The sequence below is a fragment of the Stutzerimonas tianxiuensis genome (genome assembly GCF_053470365.1).
On sequence record NZ_JBPVWS010000007.1, the window covers coordinates 52,799 to 72,350 of the forward strand.

At 63.4% G+C, this 19,552-nt stretch carries 19 protein-coding genes; 8 read left to right on the plus strand and 11 right to left on the minus strand.

Going from position 1 to position 19,552, the window contains the following annotated elements; genetic code table 11:
- Window positions 1-73: 73 nt before the first annotated feature.
- The 4 genes from ACSSNI_RS10740 to pbpG all read right to left on the minus strand — a co-directional run bounded on the left by ACSSNI_RS10740 (window position 74) and on the right by pbpG (window position 4,325).
- On the minus strand, window positions 74-256 hold the full coding sequence (locus ACSSNI_RS10740; RefSeq protein ID WP_200640252.1) for a hypothetical protein: 183 nt from the start codon (window positions 254-256) through the stop codon (window positions 74-76).
- Window positions 257-320: 64 nt separating this feature from the next.
- Window positions 321-935 (minus strand): eCIS core domain-containing protein, encoded by a 615-nt coding sequence (locus tag ACSSNI_RS10745; RefSeq protein ID WP_234484742.1) that lies wholly within the window; start codon window positions 933-935, stop codon window positions 321-323.
- Between the two features lie 124 nt (window positions 936-1,059).
- A complete protein-coding gene (gene treS, locus ACSSNI_RS10750; RefSeq protein WP_159969451.1) occupies window positions 1,060-3,129 on the minus strand; it encodes a maltose alpha-D-glucosyltransferase in 2,070 nt (689 codons plus the stop codon).
- Between the two features lie 254 nt (window positions 3,130-3,383).
- Window positions 3,384-4,325, minus strand: a complete 942-nt coding sequence (gene pbpG, locus ACSSNI_RS10755) for a D-alanyl-D-alanine endopeptidase (protein WP_200640248.1) — start codon at window positions 4,323-4,325, stop codon at window positions 3,384-3,386.
- A 419-nt stretch (window positions 4,326-4,744) separates the two neighbouring features.
- On the opposite strand from pbpG, the gene ACSSNI_RS10760 reads away from it, so the two are divergent.
- Entirely contained in the window at window positions 4,745-5,056 is a 312-nt protein-coding gene (locus ACSSNI_RS10760; RefSeq protein ID WP_102837688.1) for a glycine zipper domain-containing protein, read from the plus strand.
- 15 nt (window positions 5,057-5,071) lie between these two features.
- Window positions 5,072-5,683: an NAD(P)-dependent oxidoreductase gene (locus tag ACSSNI_RS10765; protein ID WP_200640246.1), complete on the plus strand. Its 612-nt coding sequence runs from the start codon at window positions 5,072-5,074 to the stop codon at window positions 5,681-5,683.
- A gap of 12 nt (window positions 5,684-5,695) precedes the next feature.
- Here the strand turns inward: ACSSNI_RS10765 and aroE are convergent, their stop codons facing one another.
- Both aroE and hemF read right to left on the minus strand, forming a co-directional pair.
- The gene (gene aroE, locus ACSSNI_RS10770) at window positions 5,696-6,514 is read right to left on the minus strand and encodes a shikimate dehydrogenase (protein WP_200640244.1); all 819 of its coding nucleotides are present in this window, start codon (window positions 6,512-6,514) and stop codon (window positions 5,696-5,698) included.
- 80 nt (window positions 6,515-6,594) lie between these two features.
- On the minus strand, window positions 6,595-7,512 hold the full coding sequence (gene hemF, locus ACSSNI_RS10775; protein ID WP_200640242.1) for an oxygen-dependent coproporphyrinogen oxidase: 918 nt from the start codon (window positions 7,510-7,512) through the stop codon (window positions 6,595-6,597).
- Between the two features lie 153 nt (window positions 7,513-7,665).
- On the opposite strand from hemF, the gene ACSSNI_RS10780 reads away from it, so the two are divergent.
- Window positions 7,666-8,643 (plus strand): quinone oxidoreductase family protein, encoded by a 978-nt coding sequence (locus ACSSNI_RS10780; protein WP_200640240.1) that lies wholly within the window; start codon window positions 7,666-7,668, stop codon window positions 8,641-8,643.
- A 34-nt stretch (window positions 8,644-8,677) separates the two neighbouring features.
- On the opposite strand, the gene tsaC is transcribed toward ACSSNI_RS10780, so the two are convergent.
- From tsaC to ACSSNI_RS10795, 3 genes are all read right to left on the minus strand, one after another.
- Window positions 8,678-9,235, minus strand: coding sequence for an L-threonylcarbamoyladenylate synthase type 1 TsaC (gene tsaC, locus ACSSNI_RS10785; protein ID WP_102837683.1), 558 nt, complete (start codon window positions 9,233-9,235; stop codon window positions 8,678-8,680).
- Window positions 9,236-9,298: 63 nt separating this feature from the next.
- The gene (dprA, locus tag ACSSNI_RS10790) at window positions 9,299-10,390 is read right to left on the minus strand and encodes a DNA-processing protein DprA (RefSeq protein WP_200640239.1); all 1,092 of its coding nucleotides are present in this window, start codon (window positions 10,388-10,390) and stop codon (window positions 9,299-9,301) included.
- An 86-nt stretch (window positions 10,391-10,476) separates the two neighbouring features.
- Window positions 10,477-11,502 carry a LysM peptidoglycan-binding domain-containing protein gene (locus ACSSNI_RS10795; RefSeq protein ID WP_200640237.1) on the minus strand — a complete coding sequence of 342 codons (1,026 nt, stop codon included), beginning with the start codon at window positions 11,500-11,502 and terminating at the stop codon, window positions 10,477-10,479.
- Window positions 11,503-11,650: 148 nt separating this feature from the next.
- Between ACSSNI_RS10795 and def the strand changes: the two genes are divergently transcribed.
- From def to trkA, 4 genes are all read left to right on the plus strand, one after another.
- Window positions 11,651-12,157, plus strand: coding sequence for a peptide deformylase (gene def, locus ACSSNI_RS10800; protein ID WP_102837680.1), 507 nt, complete (start codon window positions 11,651-11,653; stop codon window positions 12,155-12,157).
- Between the two features lie 42 nt (window positions 12,158-12,199).
- Window positions 12,200-13,141 carry a methionyl-tRNA formyltransferase gene (gene fmt, locus ACSSNI_RS10805; protein ID WP_200640235.1) on the plus strand — a complete coding sequence of 314 codons (942 nt, stop codon included), beginning with the start codon at window positions 12,200-12,202 and terminating at the stop codon, window positions 13,139-13,141.
- A 5-nt stretch (window positions 13,142-13,146) separates the two neighbouring features.
- Window positions 13,147-14,469, plus strand: coding sequence for a 16S rRNA (cytosine(967)-C(5))-methyltransferase RsmB (gene rsmB, locus ACSSNI_RS10810; protein WP_200640733.1), 1,323 nt, complete (start codon window positions 13,147-13,149; stop codon window positions 14,467-14,469).
- A 72-nt stretch (window positions 14,470-14,541) separates the two neighbouring features.
- On the plus strand, window positions 14,542-15,915 hold the full coding sequence (gene trkA / locus ACSSNI_RS10815) for a Trk system potassium transporter TrkA (protein ID WP_102837678.1): 1,374 nt from the start codon (window positions 14,542-14,544) through the stop codon (window positions 15,913-15,915).
- Window positions 15,916-15,980: 65 nt separating this feature from the next.
- Here the strand turns inward: trkA and ACSSNI_RS10820 are convergent, their stop codons facing one another.
- Both ACSSNI_RS10820 and ehuR read right to left on the minus strand, forming a co-directional pair.
- Window positions 15,981-16,634, minus strand: a complete 654-nt coding sequence (locus tag ACSSNI_RS10820; RefSeq protein WP_200640233.1) for a 7-cyano-7-deazaguanine/7-aminomethyl-7-deazaguanine transporter — start codon at window positions 16,632-16,634, stop codon at window positions 15,981-15,983.
- Window positions 16,635-16,830: 196 nt separating this feature from the next.
- Window positions 16,831-18,240, minus strand: a complete 1,410-nt coding sequence (gene ehuR / locus ACSSNI_RS10825) for a MocR-like ectoine utilization transcription factor EhuR (RefSeq protein ID WP_148925732.1) — start codon at window positions 18,238-18,240, stop codon at window positions 16,831-16,833.
- 246 nt (window positions 18,241-18,486) lie between these two features.
- Here ehuR and ehuB point away from each other — a divergent pair, with 246 nt between their 5' ends.
- Window positions 18,487-19,341 (plus strand): ectoine/hydroxyectoine ABC transporter substrate-binding protein EhuB, encoded by an 855-nt coding sequence (gene ehuB / locus ACSSNI_RS10830; RefSeq protein WP_200640231.1) that lies wholly within the window; start codon window positions 18,487-18,489, stop codon window positions 19,339-19,341.
- Window positions 19,342-19,552 lie beyond the last annotated feature (211 nt).

Here is a 19,552-nt window from a genome sequence, read left to right on the forward strand (position 1 = left end):
CAAGACCGTATTGGTCAGCCTCGGACGCTGACCGAGACTCAGGCGCCAGCCCGCGTTCCACGGGCCGCAGCGGTCACTCTTTCCTAGCATGATGGTCATCACTGAAGCGCACAGCAGCTTGCGCGGCCTCCACATCATCGAGCAGGTATTGCGTGTTGCCCTCGTGGTCGGTAATGCGAAAGACCACCTGAACGTCGGGCCCACGCATCGCCTCGGGTATATCGTTGCCCCGGAGCTTGGTCACGGTCACAGACATGGCGGTCTCCTTATGGCGATAAGGTTGTGACCGGAGCCGACCCAAGGCGATCCCTCGGCCTAAATCATTCGGCTGAGTGGCGCCGAGCTGTGCTTTCGCCAGCTTGGCGCAGGGCCGCCTCGCGCTCGAGCTGCAGCTCCATGGCATAGCCCGGCTGCTCGACGCTGCCGTAGTCGCGGGTGTAGCGCCGGGCGAATTCACCCACACCCCATTCGAGGTACTGCTCGACGTGCTTGAGCTCATGCGCCCAGAGCGCGACGTTGTCGAGCGCGTCGGCCTCGTTGCGGAAGACGATAATGTCGATCAGCGTCACCGCGACGATGTCCGGGTTGCGCAGCAGGGTGTTGGCGGCGGTGAGCACGCTGTCATCGCCTACGCGGTAGCGCGCGGTCTCCAGCACTGCCAAGTCGAAATAGGGCTCCAGTTGCGAGCGAATGTGCAGCGGGATCGGCCGGCTCTCCTGCAACGCCAGCCTATCGCGCGACTGACGGATCCAGGTCTCAAGCCCCGCGGCCGCCAGCCATTGCATCTGCTCGTACAAGGTTTCGGAATGCTGCGCAGAGGCCGGCATGCACACGCAGGCACCCAGGCAGAGCGGCTGCTGGCCGGGCGGGCAGGCGGTCTGCGCCTGGCTCGAAAAGATCGACGAACCGAGCACGCAGGCGAACACCGTGCGCAGGAAACGGAAGCGGGAGGAGGCGGACACGTAGGTACTCTTCGGATGAGCTAGGCGGCCCGCAGGGCCGGCCGGCGCGCACTATAGCTGCGCCGGCCGGCCAGGCGAAGAGGGCGCTGATGCCCGGTCAGAGCACCGGTGATGCAGCGCTCACCACGCGCAGGGCAAGGCCTTCGTAGGGGTCGAGATTGAAGGTCATCTCACCGTTCTCGGTCAGGTCGCCTTCGATGCTTTCGTGGATGATGTCGACCACAGGCCCGGGCGCTACGCCGGGGAGGGTGACCGTCTCGCTGATGGTCTCGGAGCTGAAGTTGAGCGCCGTGATCTGCACACCTTTGCCGGCCGGCAGTTCATGGACCATGACCAGTAACCCTGGCGCCTGCACATCCGGAATCAGGATCTGCTTGCTGGCGGCGATGTCGTAGGCGCGGCGTACGCTGAGGATGCGCTTGAGCTGGCAGGCGAAGGAACCGCCATTCTGCAGCTGCTCGACCAGGCTGCCGTACAGCGAGCGCGCCTTGGGCAGGCCTTCGCTGGAGGTTTCCACCTCGGGTGCGATATCGGCCAGGTCGTAACCGCCGCGATGCAGCCAGCGGGTGTCGCCTTCCGTCATCAGGTGTTCCACCTGCTCGGCTTCCAGCGGCAACGCGCCGACCAGATCCCAGCCGGAGAGGGCGAACACGCCGGGCTGCATGGCGTTGAACATCACCAGCAGAATATGCAGGCGCTGGATCTGTTCGATATCGGCGGCGCTGATGGTGTTGAGGTCACGGATGCCCAGCGCCGCCGTGATGACGCTGACGGTGGTGCAGGACACGCCGTTGGTGACGAACTTGAGGTTGTAGGGCGCGTGCTCGCCTGTCAGGCGTTCGTACATCTCCTCGCGGATGTGCTCGCGCAGGACGCCGCCGGGCAGGGTCTGCCCGTGGTAGTGGTAATGGTCGTAGGCGTGCAATGTCCAGAAATGCACCAGTTCCAGGGTCAGCTCGTCGTGGTTCTGCATTGCGTGGATCAGCGAAGCCGGATCGATGCCGAACGCGTGGACTTCACGCAGCATCAACCGCAGGAATTCGGTATCTCCAGTCACGAGGGCGTGGTGATAAGCCGGACGAGTGATGAAGTCGTAGGACAGATCGGCGCCGCCATGGGACATCGAGGCGATGTCGTCGATGGTCAGGTTCAGTTCCTGGAAGCTGAAACCACCGGCTTTGCGGATGGCGCCGGCAATCAGCTGGTTACCGGTCACTGACAGCGGATGGCCTTCGGACCAGGCGGTGCCCTCGGCGCGACGCTCAACACCGAGGAAGCCGTTGGCATCCAGGCGCAACACCCGAGCGCCGGACACGTCGATGGCATGCAGCGCATCGCCAATGATCAGTTGCTGCGCGGCGAAGGTTGGGTCCAGCCAGTTCAGCGACGGCTGGCCTTCCTTGAAGTAGTGCAGATAGACCCAGCGGCGGCGTTTTCCGTCGACCCCAGTGACCACATTGGTCACGCTCCAGTCGGTGTCCTTGATGCCGGGCTCGAAGAAGATTACCCGCTGCAGCTGGCCGACGATGTAGTGCTTTTCCTTGAGCTGATCAACCACCGGCGGCGGGAGGTTTACCGCATCCCGGCCCTTGGGCACGGCAGGCAACAATGGCCAGTCTTCCTCGTTGATCTCGACCATGTGGTAGAGGCCGGGATAGTCGCCGTAGGCCATCTCGGCGAGGCGGAAATCCGCGCCCTTGCCGGTGTGCGCCGGGACGACGTCGTCGATGACGATGGCGTTGTGCGCGGCGGCCATGCGGCTGAGCTGCTGCATCTCCTGCTCGGTCCCGAGGTTGGGGTCGATGTCGAAGCTGATGCGGTCGAAGTTGCCGTCGATGGTCGGCGTGAACTCGCGGCCGCGCAGACCGCCGGAGCGCTTCATCGGGCCGTTGTGAATACCTTGCACGCCCAGCTCGGACAGCGCGCTCCAGAGGCGGTCGTCCCCCAGCGCCTGCAACACCGAGCCGCCTTCAGGGGTGATGATGGCCGCCGGGTAGGCGGTGAACCACACCGAGGAGATCGCACTGGCGTCGCGTGGGCGTGCCTGGGCGTAAGGCCGCTGCCAGAGCCGCGCCTGGCCGGCATAGAGTCGGGCCCGCTCGCGGGCGGCGTGAAGCATGGACTGGCTTTCCAGCCACTCGATGTAGGTATTGTCTGGCGTGCTCATAACGACCTTCGATTCCCGTTGCGCTGAGGGCGAATGTAGTCGTTTGAGTCGACTGCACCCGCATCGTTGCATCGAAAAGTCACGCCGTCGCCGGTTGCTCAGTTCAGCGCTGTGAGCGCGGCGGGTCTGGAGGTGCCAGGCCGGGGTGGGCAATGAGCCGGCTCGACGTGACGTCGGGAAGCACAGCAACCCGCCGCGTCACCTCAGCCGCCAGGCACGCACCCCGGCAGTGAAGCGCTTGCTTGCCGCCTCGGTCAGCGGGTGCCGATCACCGTAGCGGCGTCACCCGGCTGCCCGGCCAGCTGACGCTGCGCCATCTTCTGCTGCTTGTAGGCCAGGGCCGCAGGCGCGACCGGCGTGACCTTGCCGGTTTCCATCCACTTCTTCAGGCGGTTGGCATCAGCCATGTGGGTGTACTTGCCAAAGGCGTCGAGCACCACAAAGGCCACCGGGCGCTTGTTCATCACCGTGCGCATCACCAGGCAATGGCCGGCGGCATTGGTGAAACCGGTCTTGGTCAGCTGGATGCTCCAGTCAGGCTTGCGCACCAGGGCGTTGGTATTGCGGAACCCCAAGGTGTAGTTGGGCTTGTGGAAAGCCACGGTTTTCTCGCTGGTGGTGCTGAACTGTTCGATCAGCGGGTAGGCCTGACTGGCCTTGAGCAGCTTGACCAGGTCATTGGCGCTGGAGACGTTCTGCTCGGACAGACCGGTCGGTTCGACATAGCGCGTGTGGGTCATGCCCAGCGCCTTGGCCTTGGCGTTCATTGCCTGGATGAAGGCACCGTAGCCGCCGGGATAATGATGAGCCAGGCTCGCGGCGGCGCGGTTCTCGGATGACATCAGAGTCAGCAGCAGCATTTCCCGGCGGCTGATTTCGCTGCCGATGCGCACGCGCGAGTAGACGCCCTGCATCTCACGCGCATCGCGGATGGTGACGGACAGGCGCTGGTCGAGTGGCAACTTGGCGTCGAGCGCCACCATTGCGGTCATCAGCTTGGTCACCGAGGCAATCGGCACAACCACGTCTGGATTGCTGGAATAGAGGATTTCGTTGGTTTTCAGATCGACCAGCAGCGCGCTGCCAGAAGCCAGTTCCTGCTGAGCAGGGGCTTTGGGTGCAGCGAGCGAGACGGGGGACGACATGACGCTGCTGCAGGCGAGCAGCAGACCGAGAAGGGTATGACGAAGCTTCAAGATGGACACCGATGAATTGGCAGTGAAAAAAGGCGCGCCGAAGCAGACGGACGCGGCGCGCATTATACGGAAAAGGCGAGCATAAACATGGCCGCCAGCCCTTATATTTCGGCGCCTCCAGCGGATCGACCGGACGCAGGGCGCCAGCCGTTTCGCTCGTTTCGCCGTCCGGACCGCTCAGCGAAGCGGCCACAATACAAAGCGTAGATCAACCGACGCAGCGCTGCCGCAGGCATACGAATTCGCCGTTAAACACGCTATCGGCCGCGCGGCTTTTCGCCACAACCGAGCCGACCAGCGGAACCCGGCTGCCATTGATAGGTCCGCTCATAGCAGTCTGGGTGTTTTGGTTGAGCACGGCCGAACGCACCTTCACGGCTTCGCAGAGTCCAAACCGTACATTCAAAGGGGAGAACGCTATGTCCCGCTTCAGCCGCACACCGACCACCCGTGACGAAATCGAACGCGAAATACAGAACCTGATGGCTGCGCTCGACGACCTGAAGGACGACGCCTCGCGCGAATCGCGTAACCGTTTCAATGCGCTGCGCTCGCGCGCCGAAACGCTGTGGAACGAAAACCGATTGGACGAGCACTGCCACGACCTGTCCCGCCGCGGTCGTGACGCCGGGCGCATGGCCAAGGACTGCGCACGCGAGCACCCGCTGAGCACCGTCGCCCTGGCCGCAGGCGCAGTGGCGCTGATTGGCTATCTGGCCACCCGACGCTGATCCGGCCAAGCCATCATGCTCAACGCTGAAACGCCGCGGCTCAAATTCGCTCTGTACGGGGCGCATTCGAGCCTCGGCAATGCGCTGCTTTGCGAGCTGCTGACCCGCCAGCACGAAGCCGTGACCCTGGTCGACGATCTCAACTCGATGACCGTACGACCGGGCCTGCGCGCCAAAACCGGCGATCTGTTCGATGCCACCAGCGTCTCGCAGAGCGTGGCCGGGATGGATGCGGTGATCTGTCTATTCGACAGCCCTGCATTGGCGACAGCCTCCGGCTCGGCAGCCAACCACCAGCCGCATGATCTGTCTCAGGCGGTCGACGCTCTGCTGTCGGGGTTGCCGAAAGTCGGTGTCGATCGGTTGCTGCTGGTCGTGGACCTGTCAGCCAAGGGTGACAATCCAGCTGTTGCGGCAGCGCGGCAGCGCATTGCAGCGCACCCGTTGAAGTGGACGCTGGTGGATGCCAAAGCCGATGGTGACGATCTGTCGATCGAGGATTTCAACGTGATCGACCATCTCGACCCCGGCGATCGACGCGTGCAGCTAAGGCGTATCGCGGCCGGCATCGTCGACGAGCTGGAGACACCGCAGCACCTGCACGAGCAGATTCACTTCCGCCTCTGATTGCGCTGGCTTTCAGCCAGCGAGCTGAAGGCGCAGTGCCGCCAGCACAGTGGCCGATTCCGGCCGCACACCTCGCCAGAGTTCGAACGCCGCAGCCGCCTGCTCGACCAGCATGCCGAGCCCGTCGCGACTGGACGCCTTACGCGCGGCCGCCCACTGGCAGAAGGGCGTCGCCTGAGCGGCATACATCATGTCGTAGCAGAAGGTAACGCCCGGCTCGATCAGGCCATCGCCCAGCGGTGGCAGCTCGCCGCCGAGGCTCGCCGACGTGCCGTTGATGATCACATCGAACGGGCCTTGCAGCTGCTCAAAGGCGCTGGCACTCACCGGCCCCAGCTCGGCAAATTCACCCGCCAGCTGTTCGGCCTTGGCCAGGGTGCGGTTGGCGATGACCAGCGCGGCCGGGCGCTGCGCCAGTAGCGGCTCGAGTACACCGCGCACCGCCCCCCCGGCGCCCAGCAGCAGGATCCGCTTGCCTTGCAAGGCGACGCCGGCGTTATCCAGCAGATCGCGGACCAGACCGATACCGTCGGTGTTGTCACCCAGCAAGCTGCCGTCTTCGAGCTTTTTCAGAGTGTTCACCGCGCCGGCACGCTGGGCGCGCTCACTCAGCCTGTCAGCCAGGCGGTAGGCCTGTTCCTTGAACGGCACGGTGACGTTGGCGCCCAGACCCGTCTCGAAAAAGGCTTTGGCAAAGCCAGGAAAGTCATCCAGCGGCGCCAGCAAGGGTTCGTAGCTGAGATCCTGCCCGGTCTGTTCGGCAAACAAACGGTGGATCTGGGGCGACTTGCTGTGCCCGATGGGGTTACCAAAAACGCCGTAGCGGTCCATCAACAATTACTCCGCTTCAAATATGTTCTGCACCCGTCACGCGTGAGCGTCTGGCAGACGCAACGTGTGAGAAAGCCGCGTCAGCGCTGCTCGCCCAGCCAGTCTCGATCCTGCAGGAAATACTCGGTCAGGCGCGCCTCCGGCGAGCCGGGTTCGGGATGCTTGTCGTAACCCCAGCGCACCAACGGCGGCAATGACATGAGGATCGACTCGGTGCGTCCACCCGATTGCAGACCGAACAGGGTGCCGCGGTCGTACACCAGGTTGTATTCCACATAGCGACCGCGGCGCAGCTCCTGGAAGGCGCGCTCGCGTTCGCCGTACGGTATCGCCTTGCGACGCTGGACGATGGGCAGGTAAGCCTCGATGTAGGCATCGCCCACCGCCCGCATGAAGGCAAAGCTGGTATCGAAGTCCCAGTCGTTCAGATCATCGAAGAACAGCCCACCGACCCCGCGCGGCTCGTTGCGATGCTTGATGTGGAAATAGCGGTCGCACCATTCCTTGTATCGCGGGTAGACATCGGCACCGAACGGCGCGCAGGCATCCCGGGCCACGCGATGCCAGTGCACGCAGTCCTCTTCATTGCCGTAGTAGGGCGTCAGGTCGAAGCCGCCACCAAACCACCAGACCGGCTCCTCACCTTCCTTTTCGGCAATGAAGAAGCGCACGTTGGCGTGGGAGGTCGGCACGTAAGGGTTCTCCGGATGGATCACCAGCGACACGCCGAGCGCTTCGAAACCACGGCCGGCCAGTTCCGGACGATGGGCACTGGCCGAAGGCGGCAGACCGCTGCCGTGAACGTGGGAGAAGTTGACGCCACCCTTTTCGATCAGCGCACCGTTTTCGATGACCCGGGTCCGGCCACCGCCGCCTGCAGGACGCGTCCAGGCATCCTCGACGAAGCGCGCGCCGCCGTCCTCGGTCTCAAGGGTGGCGCAGATACGGTCCTGCAGATCGAGCAGGTAGGCTTTGACGGCTTCGGTACGCTCGTTCACGAATTCACCTTGGCAAGTGGGCTGCGCTGCCGCCGGCCATGGGCCCAGAGCGGCAGCGCTAGAACAGAAGGCCGGCAAGCATATCACCGGGCCAATTGACGGACGCGCCCGAGAAGCGTTGGATAGGCTCCTTTGTATTTGCCAGGAGTCGATATGTCGCAGCGCATCCAGTTCAGTCAGCACGGTGGTCCTGAAGTCCTCGAACAGGTCGACGTCCCGGTCGCCGCACCCGGTGTCGGTGAGGTCCGCGTGCGCAACCATGCGATCGGCCTGAACTTCATCGACACTTACTTTCGCAGCGGGCTCTACGCGCCGCCGAGCCTGCCGTCGGGCCTGGGCACCGAAGGTGCCGGTGTCGTCGACGCGCTGGGGGAGGGCGTCGATGATTTCGCGGTAGGTGATCGTGTCGCTTACGCGACCGGACCGCTGGGTGCTTACGGTGAACACCACACCCTGCCAGCGCGGCATCTGGTCAAGCTGCCCGAAAGCGTGAGCTTCGTACAAGCCGCCTCGGTGATGCTCAAGGGCCTGACGACCCAATATCTGCTGCGCCAGACCTATGCGCTTAAAGCCGGTGAAACCATCCTGTTCCATGCGGCGGCGGGCGGTGTCGGATCGATTGCTTGCCAGTGGGCCAAGGCCATCGGTGCCAGACTGATCGGCGTGGTGGGCTCGGCGGAAAAGGCCGAGCGCGCCAAGTCGCTGGGCGCCTGGGCAACCATCGACCGCACGCAGGAAGACGTGGTGCAGCGCGTATTGGAGCTGACCGATGGCCAGAAATGTCCGGTGGTCTACGACTCGGTGGGCAAGAGCAGCTGGGACGTCTCGCTCGATTGCGTTGCACCGCGTGGCCTGCTGGTCAGCTTCGGCAATGCCTCCGGCGCGGTGACGGGGGTCAACCTCGGTGTACTGGCCCAGAAGGGCTCGCTGTATGTCACCCGGCCGACTCTGGCCGGCTACGCCACCTCAGCCGAACGCCTGCGAGACATGGCGGCCGAGCTGTTCGAGATGATCGCCAGCGGAAAGATAAACGTGGAGATCGGCCAACGCTACGCACTCGCCGACGCCGCCGAGGCACAGCGCCAGCTCGCCGCAGGCAAGACAACCGGCTCAACCATCCTCCTGCCCTGAGCCGGCAGACGTGTACGCCCTGACGCCAGCGGCGTCAGGAGGCGCGAATCACCTCGCCGTTGCGTATGTCGCGGATGGTGGAAGGGTTTTTACGTCCGCCCAGGCTGCCGCCCAGCACGCCGTCCAGATCGCCAGGGAAGTATTGCTCGACGCGCAGACGCGACCGCGCCGAAGGTCGGCCGGCCGGATTCGCCGATGTGGATACCAATGGGCCGGTCAGGGCGCATAGCCTGGCGACCAGCGGGTGATCGGTCACACGAAGCGCCACGCTGTCATGCTCGCCGGTGATCCAGTCAGGCAGACGGTCGCGGTGCGGGACCAGCCAGGTGTTCGGCCCCGGCCAGCTGCCAACCAGCCGGTCCAGCCAGCGCTCAGGAAGATCGTCCAGCAGGAATTCGAACTGCTCGATGCAATCGGCGACCAGGATCAGGCCTTTCTCCACCGGCCGTTCCTTGAGTGCTAGCAACCGATGCACCGCATCGCTGTCCCAAGGATCGCAGCCCAGCCCCCACACCGCCTCGGTCGGATAAGCGATGACTCCACCACGTCTAACGACTCGCGCCGCCTGCTGCACACGCCAATTGCCGACCATTGCCAACTCCCCTGAGACTGATCAGCGAAGTGTACCCAAGCGCCGGTGGCAGCACAGCAGCCCTCAACCCGTACAGGCGATCCAGCGACCGTTCTCGTAAACAACCACGCCCTCGATTTCAAGCTCGGTGAGCGCTGCGAGGGTTTCCGACAAAGGCTGGTTCACCGCACTGGCCAGCGCCTCGCTGCTCATGGGGGCGGCATGCAGCTGGGCGACTAGAGGATGCATCGGCTCGGATCGTTGCGCTTCGGGAGCGGCCGGGCCTTGCTGCCAGCCGCGCAAGGCTTGCAGCACGTCTTCGACACTTTCCACCAGCGCCGCACCCTGGCGGATCAACTGGTGACAGCCTCGGGCGCCCGGATGGTGGATCGAGCCGGGAATCGCATAGACCTCCCGGCCCTGCTCGGCAGCCAGACGGGCGGTGATCAGCGAGCCGCTCGAAGGACTTGCCTCGACCACCAGCACACCCAACGACAAGCCGCTGATGATGCGATTGCGACGTGGAAAGTTGGCGGCCTGCGGCGGGCAATCGAGCGGTAACTCGGATACCAGCGCACCACCGCCTTCAACGATGCGTGCAGCCAGCCCCAGATGGCGGCGCGGATACAGTTGTTCGAGACCGGTACCCAGTACGGCGATGGTCTTGCCGCCGACGTCCAGTGCGCCTTGATGAGCCGCACCATCAATACCCAGCGCTAGACCGCTGGTGATCACGAAACCACCGCGCGCCAGGCTGCGAGCAAAGGCCGTGGCGTTATCCAGTCCCGGCCGGGAAGCGCGTCGGCTTCCGACCATGGCCAGCTGCGGTCGCTCCAAAAGGCTTGGGTCACCTTCGATGAACAGCAGCGGCGGAGCGTCCGGCAGCTCTTCCAGCAAACCGGGATAAGCCGGGTCATCCCACATCAGCAGGTGTCGCGCCGGCGCTGCCAGCCACTTGAGGCTGGCAGCGGCTCGCTCACGAATTGCCGGACTGCGCCTGGCTTCGGCGCAACCAGCCGGTAAACCCAGCGAGCGCCAGGCGGACCCTGGCGCACTGAGCGCAGAAGACGCATCGGGAAACGCACTGAGCAGCTTACGCAGACGACGCGGGCCCAGCTCCGGCAACACGTGCAGGCGCAGGCGCGCTTCCAGTTCGGCGGGGGAAATCGAAGGCATGAGAACAGTCCTTGTCTCGTCGCACCGCATCCATGCAGTGCTTGTTCAGCAGAAATGACAAGCCCCGCAATGCGGGGCTTGGGGTCTCAGGGGTTGCGGACCTTGTCCATCACCGAGAGTGAGCGAGTCGCCTGCAGGACCAGGCCATAGCTGAGCTTGTCGTAGGTGCGGAACACCATCAGCAGGCCCGAGCGCTCGTCCGGGATCTTCACGTTTTCACCGGTGACCCTGTCGCGGACGGTTTCGCCGGTCTTGTACACCGCCAGCACATTGCCGACGCTCAGTCCGTCACGCGCGCCCCGATTCAGGGTGACCACATCGAACTGACCGATCTGGGTCACGCCGCGCGGCACATCGAGGATCACGCCGTTGATTTCTTCTTTCGGCTCGCTCGGCATGAAGGTCGAATTAATCGCACGCTCTTCACTGGGGAACAGACGGTCGCCAATGCGCGCTTCCTGGGTAACCCGGGTGAGCATCATGGTGGCAATGTCGCCCTCCATGTCGAGAAGCTCGGCGGTGCCTACATCATCGGCATTAATGCCGAGAAATTCCCCGCTCTCCGGGTCCACGTAGGTCTTGCCCTGACGGAAGATGCCGTAGACGCCGATGTCGTCCTGGAACTCGCCGCGGCCGTAGACGCGGTCACCAGAGCCACTGATCACGCGCTCGGCATTGCCGGCAACAATGTAGGGCGCCGCCTCGAATTCAGCGGCGCTGTCGACAATGCGGTTACTCAGCAGAAAGCTGTTGATGGCTTCCAGCGGGATGGTACTGATGGCCTCAGCCATGGGCGTTGTGCGAACAGTCGGCGAGAGTTTGATCGTCCCGCGCGAGGCGCCACGGTTGAGCATGAGGCGCGGTTGGCCTTCGATGTAGACCAGGCTGAGGCTGTCGCCGGGATAGATCAGGTGCGGATTTTCGACCTGCGGATTGGCGTGCCAGAGTTCGGGCCATTTCCAGGGCTCGCTGAGAAAGCGACCGGAAATGTCCCAGAGTGTGTCGCCTTTCACTACGGTGTACTGCTCCGGATGGTCATCCTTGAGCTGTACAGCGGCGTGCGCCATGCCGCCAACCGCCACCAACAGCAGGGCGAGTAGTGATTTCCTCATGTGGTGAATCCCTTTATGATGTGCCTTCACGTAAAGCGCCCTAGCGCCGCAGTAACCCTTGTGGAAAGCGGCGTTAAGCCGTTTACAAGCTGCTCGGCATCTTAGCAGCGGCTTTTGACTTTATTCCATAAGTGCATCACAAACGCATATGGCAATCCTGAACATCCTAGAATTTCCCGATCCACGCCTGCGCACCATCGCCAAACCGGTGGACGTGGTCGATGACGGCATTCGTCAGTTGATCGACGACATGTTCGAGACCATGTACGACGCACCCGGCATCGGCCTGGCCGCGACGCAGGTCAACGTGCACAAGCGGGTCGTGGTGATGGACCTGTCCGAGGACAAGACCGATCCACGGGTCTTCATCAATCCCGAGTTCGAGTTTCTCACCGACGAGATGGAGCAGTATCAGGAAGGATGCCTGTCGGTGCCCGGCTTCTACGAAAACGTCGACCGGCCACAGAAGGTGAAGATCAAGGCGCTGGACCGCGACGGCCAGCCCTATGAGCTGATCGCCGAAGGCCTGCTCGCGGTATGCATCCAGCACGAATGCGATCACCTCAACGGCAAGCTGTTCGTCGACTACCTGTCCAATCTCAAGCGCGACCGGATCAAGAAGAAGCTGGAAAAGCTTCACCGTCAGCAGGCTTGATCTCCCACCCCAAAGGCTTGCAGCGGCAAGCCTTTTTTATTGATGAGTCCTTCTATGCGCATCGTTTTCGCCGGCACGCCGGAATTCGCCGCTCAGCATCTACAAGCCCTGCTCGACGCCAAGCGTCAGGTCGTGGCCGTGTATACGCAGCCGGATCGCCCGGCGGGCCGTGGCCAGAAACTGATGCCCAGCCCCGTCAAGCAGCTCGCGCTGCAGCATGAGATTCCGGTGTATCAACCCCAGAGCCTGCGTGACCCAGCTGCGCAGGCGGAGCTGGCGGGGTTGCAGGCGGACCTCATGGTCGTCGTCGCCTACGGCTTGATCTTGCCGCAGGCCGTGCTGGATATGCCGCGCCTGGGCTGCATTAACAGCCATGCCTCGTTGCTGCCGCGCTGGCGTGGCGCAGCGCCGATTCAGCGGGCTATCGAAGCAGGCGATGCCGAATCTGGCGTGACCGTCATGCAGATGGAAGCGGGGCTGGACACCGGGCCGATGCTGCTCAAGGTCCGCACACCGATCACAGCGGAGGATACCGGTGGCACCCTGCATGATCGGCTGGCCGACCTCGGCTCGGGGGCCGTGATCGATGCAGTCACTGCGCTGGAAGCCGGCACGCTCGTTGGTGAGGTTCAGGACGACAATCTGGCCACCTATGCGCACAAGCTGAACAAGGACGAAGCACGGCTCGACTGGAAGCGACCGTCGGTCGAGCTTGAGCGGCTCGTGCGGGCATTCAACCCTTGGCCGACCTGCCACAGCAGCCTCGACGGCGCTGCAGTGAAAATTCATGCTGCGTGTGGGTCCGCAGGGCAGGGCACGCCTGGACAAATCATCGAGGCAAGCAAGGACGGCCTGGAGGTCGCCTGTGGCGAGGGTTCGCTGATCATCACTCGCCTGCAACTCCCGGGCGGCAAGACGCTGGCCGTCAGCGACGTGTTCAACAGCCGCCGCGAACAGTTCGCTGTCGGCAAGGTGTTTGAATAATGTCGATGAACCCGCGTCTCGCCGCTGCCCGCGCATTGGCCGTGGTGCTGTCCGGCAAAGCCTCGCTGAACAGCAGCCTGCCCGACGTACTGGCCAAGGTGGACGCGCGTGATCGTGGCCTGACCCAGGAACTGGCGTTCGGCACCGCCCGCTGGCAGCCGCGTCTATCCGGTCTTGCCGAGCGATTGCTGCAAAAGCCATTCAAGGCAGCGGATCGCGATGTCGAGGCCTTGCTGCTGGTCGGCCTGTACCAGCTGTTCTACACCCGGATTCCGCCGCATGCCGCCATTGGTGAAACCGTGGGCTGCGCGGAGAAGCTGAAGAAGCCCTGGGCAAAAGGGCTGCTCAACGCCGTGTTGCGCAACGCCCAGCGTGACGGCGAAGCGCTGTTCGCCGAGCTCGAACGTGACCCGGTGATTCGCTTTGCCCACCCGCGCTGGCTGCAGAAGTCGCTCAAGGCTCATTGGCCGGAACACTGGGAGGCGATCTGTACCGCAAACAACCTGCATCCGCCGATGATATTGCGGGTCAACCATCGCCAGATCGGGCGCGACACCTATCTCGCCGAACTGCAGGACGCCGGCATCGAAGCGTTCCCCTGCAGCCACAGCGAAGACGGCATTCGACTGGCCGCGGCCTGCGATGTCACGCAACTGCCGGGCTTTGCCGAGGGGCGCATCAGCGTACAGGACGAAGCCGCGCAACTGGCCGCCAGCCTGCTCGATCTGGCACCCGGCCAGCGCGTGCTGGACGCCTGCTGCGCCCCGGGCGGCAAGACCTGCCACATCCTCGAACGCGAGCCTGCGCTGGCAGAAGTCATCGCCCTGGACCTTGAGCCGAAGCGCTTGCAGCGTGTGCAGGAAAACCTCGATCGCCTGCAGCTCGACGCCAAACTGGTGGCTGCCGACGCCCGCGCCACCGGCGATTGGTGGGATGGACAACTCTTTCAACGGATCCTGCTCGACGCACCGTGCTCGGCGACCGGCGTTATCCGTCGGCATCCCGATATCAAGCTGGCGCGCCAGGCCGACGACATCGCCCCCCTGGCGGCGCTGCAGGGCGAGCTGCTCGACGCGCTATGGCCGACCCTGGCTGTCGGCGGGGTTCTGCTGTACGCCACCTGTTCGGTACTGCCGACCGAAAACCGCGAGGTGATCGAAGCCTTTCTCACGCGCACACCCGGCGCCCGCGAACTGGACCTACCCAAAGGGTTCGGCGTCGAACAGCCGCATGGACGTCAGCTTTTGCCTCAGGACAATGGCCACGACGGCTTCTACTACGCCAAATTGATTAAAGTCGCGGTCCAATCCAATGGCCGACAATCCTAAGGTGAGCCAGACGCCAACGTCTCGGCTACCTCATGCTGTGGCGGTTACAAGCCGTCTTTCAGGAGCGATCGCGTGAAGATCATCATTCTCGGCGCAGGGCAGGTGGGCGGTACGCTTGCCGAAAACCTCGCCAGCGAAGCCAACGACATCACCGTGGTCGACACTGACGTCGATCGCCTGCGCGACCTCGGCGACCGCCTGGACATCCGCACGGTAGTCGGTCGTGGCTCATTCCCTACGGTGCTGCGCCAGGCGGGTGCGGACGATGCCGACATGCTGGTGGCCGTCACCAACAGCGACGAGACCAACATGGTCGCCTGCCAGGTCGCTTACACCCTGTTCCACACCCCGACCAAGATTGCGCGGGTGCGCGAGTCGGTGTACCTCACCCGTTCAGGTCTCTTCAGCAACGAGGCGATCCCGGTCGACGTACTGATCAGCCCCGAGCAGGTGGTGACCAACTACATCAAGCGCCTGATCGAACACCCCGGCTCGCTGCAGGTGATCGACTTTGCCGAGGGCAAGGCGCAGCTGGTCGCCGTACGCGCCTACTATGGCGGACCGCTGGTGGGCCAGGAGCTGCGCCAGATCCGCAAACACATGCCCAACGTCGACACCCGCGTGGCAGCGATCTTCCGCCGCAATCAGGCAATCCTGCCGCAGGGCGACACGGTCATCGAAGCGGACGATGAGGTGTTCTTCATCGCCGCGAGCGGGCATATCCGTGCAGTGATGAGCGAGATGCGCCGGCTGGATGACAACTACAAACGCATCGTCATTGCCGGCGGCGGCCACATCGGCGAGCGCCTCGCCGAGGCCATTGAGAGCCGCTATCAGGTCAAGATCATCGAGATGAACCCGGCGCGCTGCCGCTACCTCTCCGACACCCTGGACAGCACCATCATCCTTCAGGGCAGCGCTTCTGATCGCGACCTTTTGGTGGAAGAGAACATCAACGATGCCGACGTCTTCCTCGCGCTGACCAACGACGACGAGGCCAACATCATGTCCTCGCTGCTGGCCAAGCGCCTGGGCGCACGCAAAGTGATGTGCATCATCAACAACCCGGCCTATGTGGACCTGGTTCAGGGCGGTGAAATCGACATTGCCATCAGCCCGCAACTGGCCACTATCGGCACGCTGCTGACCCACGTGCGCCGCGGCGATATTGTCAGCGCTCACTCCTTACGCCGTGGCGCCGCCGAGGCCATCGAGGTGATCGCCCACGGTGACTCCCGTTCGAGCAAGGTGGTCGGCAGGGCCATCGGCAAGATCGCCCTGCCGCCCGGCACTACCATCGGTGCGGTGATCCGTGACGAAGAAGTGCTGATCGCCCATGACAACACGGTCATCGAATCAGGCGATCACGTGATCCTGTTCCTGGTAGACAAGAAGCATATCCGCGACGTGGAACGCCTGTTCCAGGCCGGGCTTACCTTCTTCTGACAGGCAGCGCTAGCGCACCCCGCTCGATCTTTGCCCCGATCGAGCGGTGATGCGTCGCCCTTCGCTTATGCCGTCACCGTGCGCTGGCCGGGCAGCAGACGCACGATGGCGTTAAGCAGCATGCCGTAGAGCGGAACGAACAGCACCAGACTGATGATCAGCTTGATGACGTAATCGACGCTGGCAATCTCCACCCAGTTCGCCGCCATGAAGGGGTCGTCGCTGTGCCAGAAGGCGATGGAGAAGAACAGGAACGTGTCCAGCAGGTTGCCGAAGATGGTCGAAGCGCTTGGTGCGATCCACCACTGGCGCAAGCGGCGCAGCCGGTCGAACACCTGAATGTCTAGAATCTGGCCGAACGCATAGGCAAGGAAGCTGGCGACCGCGATGCGGAACACGAACAGGTTGAATTCGCCCAGCGCCGCGAATCCGCCAAACGCGCCCTGGTGAAACAGCACCGAGACCACATAGGAAGCGACCAGCGCCGGAACCATCACCTGCGCGATGACTCGACGCGCCGGGCCTTTGCCGAGTAGGCGCACGGTCAGGTCGGTGGCGAGAAAGATGAACGGAAAACTGAATGCGCCCCAGGTGGTGTGCCAGCCGAATAGGGTAATCGGCAGCTGCACCAGATAGTTGCTGGCGATGATGATGAGGATGTGAAACGCGATCAGACCGGCCAACGTGGCGCGGCGGACCGAGGGTGGGAGCTGCAACATGGCATTTCCTTTTTGAGGTGATGGGGTTAGGGAACCCATTGCCGCGCCGACATGGCCCGAGCGGCGCGCATTCTAGTGTCATTTCGACCTGGCGGATAGCGCGCCGGTCGGAACGCCCGGATGCATTTGTCTCCGTCTATCCCAAGGGGCGACAGCATTCGTGGCGCAAAGCGCTCCGCCACAGGCCGCCGAATGGCTATCGAGCGCCGCGAAATTCATGGATTTCCGGGTACTGCTCGAAGACGTCTCGAATGTTTGCCAGGCCGGTGCGCAAGCGCTGATCGCTGCACTCCGCGCCGATGCATAGGCGCATTGCTCTGGGCCTTTGGCTGCCGGGCGGAAGGAACGGATCAGGCAGCGTCAGCGCTATACCGCGCGCGCGCAACTCGTGCTGCAGGGCATCGAGATCCCAGTGCTCGGGAACATCCAGCCAGGCACTGAGCGAAGCCGGATGGCTGCCGCGCAGGTAATCGCCCAGTTCGGCGCTCACCGCAGCCTGCCGAGCCGCGATCAGCTCCCGCTGCAGGCTCACCAGCTCCTCGGCGCGGCCACGCTCGATCCAGCGCGTCGCGATCTCGCCAAGCAGGGGCGCTGCCATCCAGCTGTTCACCCTGAAAATGCTCTCGGTGCGCAACGCCAACCGCCGAGGCATCGCCAGGTAGCCGAGGCGCAAGCCTGTCAGTACGGACTTGGTCAGACTGGTGCAATAGAAGGCCAGCTCCGGCAGATAATGGCTCAGCGGCGGCGCCGGCCGGTCGTTACCGAGCAAGGGGCCGTACACGTCGTCTTCGATCACGTAGACGCCGTAGCGGCGTGCGATCTCGGCAATTTCTCGCCGACGGCTGTCTGGCATCAGGCTGCTGGTGGGGTTGTTCAGGTTCGGCGTGCAGACCAGTGCGGTGACACGTTCGTTGGCACAGATGTCTTCGAAATGCTCCGGATCGAGGCCGTCGCGGTCAGCCTCGACTCCCTGGAGCTTAAAGCCCAACACCTGCGCGGTACCGATCACGCCGTGATCCGTACAGTTTTCACAGAGCACCAGGTCATCGGGGCCGGCCAACGAGGCAAGGGCAAGAAAGATCGCCTGGGAAGCGCCATTGGTCAGCAGCAGATCCTGTGGTTCAACACACAGGCCCAGCCCGGCGAGCCACTGCACCCCGGCTTCACGGTGATGTTCAAAGCCGGCAATCGGCCGGCAGGCATGGATCCACGGCTGTTCGTGCTCGGCAGCCAGTTCTGCGCAAGCCTGCCGCCAGTAGCGGTCATGGCGCTCGTTGCGGACGATGCGCGCCGTGGAGAAGTCGAGCAGCGAATGTTCGCCGCGGTCGAGCATGGAGGTGGCGACCCGCTCACTAATACGCCGACTGACAAAGCTGCCGCGTCCGACCTCGCAGCGCACCCAGCCCTGGCGCTCCAGTTCCTTGTAGGCGTTGGTCACCGTCTGCACGCTGATGTCCAGCTGCTCGGCCAGCAGCCGTTGCGTTGGGAGTCGTTGGCCATCCTGCAGCTCACCCCGCTCGATATCGGTTGCGATGGCCGTTACCAGCAGCTTGTACTTCGATCCGCCGCCATGCGCGGCGAGCAAGGCGTCTTTCCAGTTGTGCATGACGTTCCACCTCCGTCGAGCCAACAGGATCGGCCGAAGCGCAATGTCATGCAATTGTCCTAGTGCAATCCTATGAGGAAAACCGCTTTTGTATGCTCAGGCAGCGAAACGCGGCGCACCCTCCGGCAGAAGAAGGGGTCGAAAGCCGCGTTGAGGCAGGGAATGCCCTGTCCTGATGCTCTTGAAGCTGCCCTCTGAACTGCAGGTCTCGGCCCGCGAACGATAAAAAGCACAGGAGAATTCACGATGAATCGCGCACGTCCTTTCCGTTTCGGCAAACTTTTGCTGGCCTCCGCCGTAGTGACCGGCCTATCCATCGGTGGCCTGGTCCAGGCGGATACCTTCGACGACATCAAGGCGAAGAGCAGCGTTCGTATCGGCTACGCCAACGAGACCCCCTTTGCCTACACCGATACTGACGGCAGTGTCACCGGCGAATCCCCTGAGATCGTCGAGAAGATTTTCCAGGCAATGGGCGTCGAAACCATCAAACCCGTGCTTACGGAATGGGGCTCCCTGATCCCTGGGCTGCGCGCAAGCCGTTTCGACCTGATCGCGGCCGGCATGTACATCACACCCGAGCGCTGCAAGCAGGTGCTGTTTACCGACCCGCACTACCAGTTGCAGGACACCCTGTTGGTCAAGGCCGGTAACCCCAAGCAGTTGCAGAGCTACGAAGACATCGCCAAGGATGAGTCGATCAAGCTGGCCATCATGTCCGGCACCGTCAATCTCAATTACGCCCGCAAGGCCGGCATCAAGGATTCGCAGATCGTTCAGGTGCCTGACACCACCTCACAACTGCAGGCCGTGCGCACCGGCCGCGCCGATGCAGCCGTGGGTACCCAGCTGACCATGCGTGGCCTGGCGGAGAAGGCCGGGGATCAGGTCGAAGCCACCGACAACTTCAAGGACGATCCGGCCAACACCGGTTATGGCGCCCTGGCGTTCCGCCCGGAAGACAAGGCACTGCGTGACGCAGTCAACGCCGAACTGAAGAAATGGCTCGGCAGCGAAGAGCATCTGAAGACCGTCGAACCCTTCGGCTTCGACCGCTCGAACATCACCGACAAGACCGCCGAAGAGTTGTGTAGCGCCTGATCAATGGAGCCGGTACGGCAGCCTGGCTGCCGCACCGGACTTTCCTCTGTGAATAGCCTTTTCATTGCTCCGCGACCTGCTCCCGACCCTGTCGCACCCATGCGATATGGCCACTCCCGGCTGGCTGCTGCCCTTTGCCCGTTGCTGGACGCTGGCTGGCAAGACTGTCACCGCTCTCACGCAGCCAAGCTTCGCGAGCCGCTTGTCTTCT

Bases quoted from the DNA above. Each gene is read 5' to 3' on its own strand.
- ACSSNI_RS10740 (WP_200640252.1), bottom strand. From the start codon at position 256: ATGTCTGTGACCGTGACCAAGCTCCGGGGCAACGATATACCCGAGGCG.
- treS (WP_159969451.1), bottom strand. From the start codon at position 3,129: ATGAGCACGCCAGACAATACCTACATCGAGTGGCTGGAAAGCCAGTCC.
- ACSSNI_RS10760 (WP_102837688.1), top strand. From the start codon at position 4,745: ATGTCCCGCTTCAGCCGCACACCGACCACCCGTGACGAAATCGAACGC.
- ACSSNI_RS10765 (WP_200640246.1), top strand. From the start codon at position 5,072: ATGCTCAACGCTGAAACGCCGCGGCTCAAATTCGCTCTGTACGGGGCG.
- aroE (WP_200640244.1), bottom strand. From the start codon at position 6,514: ATGGACCGCTACGGCGTTTTTGGTAACCCCATCGGGCACAGCAAGTCG.
- ACSSNI_RS10780 (WP_200640240.1), top strand. From the start codon at position 7,666: ATGTCGCAGCGCATCCAGTTCAGTCAGCACGGTGGTCCTGAAGTCCTC.
- tsaC (WP_102837683.1), bottom strand. From the start codon at position 9,235: ATGGTCGGCAATTGGCGTGTGCAGCAGGCGGCGCGAGTCGTTAGACGT.
- dprA (WP_200640239.1), bottom strand. From the start codon at position 10,390: ATGCCTTCGATTTCCCCCGCCGAACTGGAAGCGCGCCTGCGCCTGCAC.
- ACSSNI_RS10795 (WP_200640237.1), bottom strand. From the start codon at position 11,502: ATGAGGAAATCACTACTCGCCCTGCTGTTGGTGGCGGTTGGCGGCATG.
- def (WP_102837680.1), top strand. From the start codon at position 11,651: ATGGCAATCCTGAACATCCTAGAATTTCCCGATCCACGCCTGCGCACC.
- fmt (WP_200640235.1), top strand. From the start codon at position 12,200: ATGAGTCCTTCTATGCGCATCGTTTTCGCCGGCACGCCGGAATTCGCC.
- rsmB (WP_200640733.1), top strand. From the start codon at position 13,147: ATGAACCCGCGTCTCGCCGCTGCCCGCGCATTGGCCGTGGTGCTGTCC.
- ACSSNI_RS10820 (WP_200640233.1), bottom strand. From the start codon at position 16,634: ATGTTGCAGCTCCCACCCTCGGTCCGCCGCGCCACGTTGGCCGGTCTG.
- ehuR (WP_148925732.1), bottom strand. From the start codon at position 18,240: ATGCACAACTGGAAAGACGCCTTGCTCGCCGCGCATGGCGGCGGATCG.
- ehuB (WP_200640231.1), top strand. From the start codon at position 18,487: ATGAATCGCGCACGTCCTTTCCGTTTCGGCAAACTTTTGCTGGCCTCC.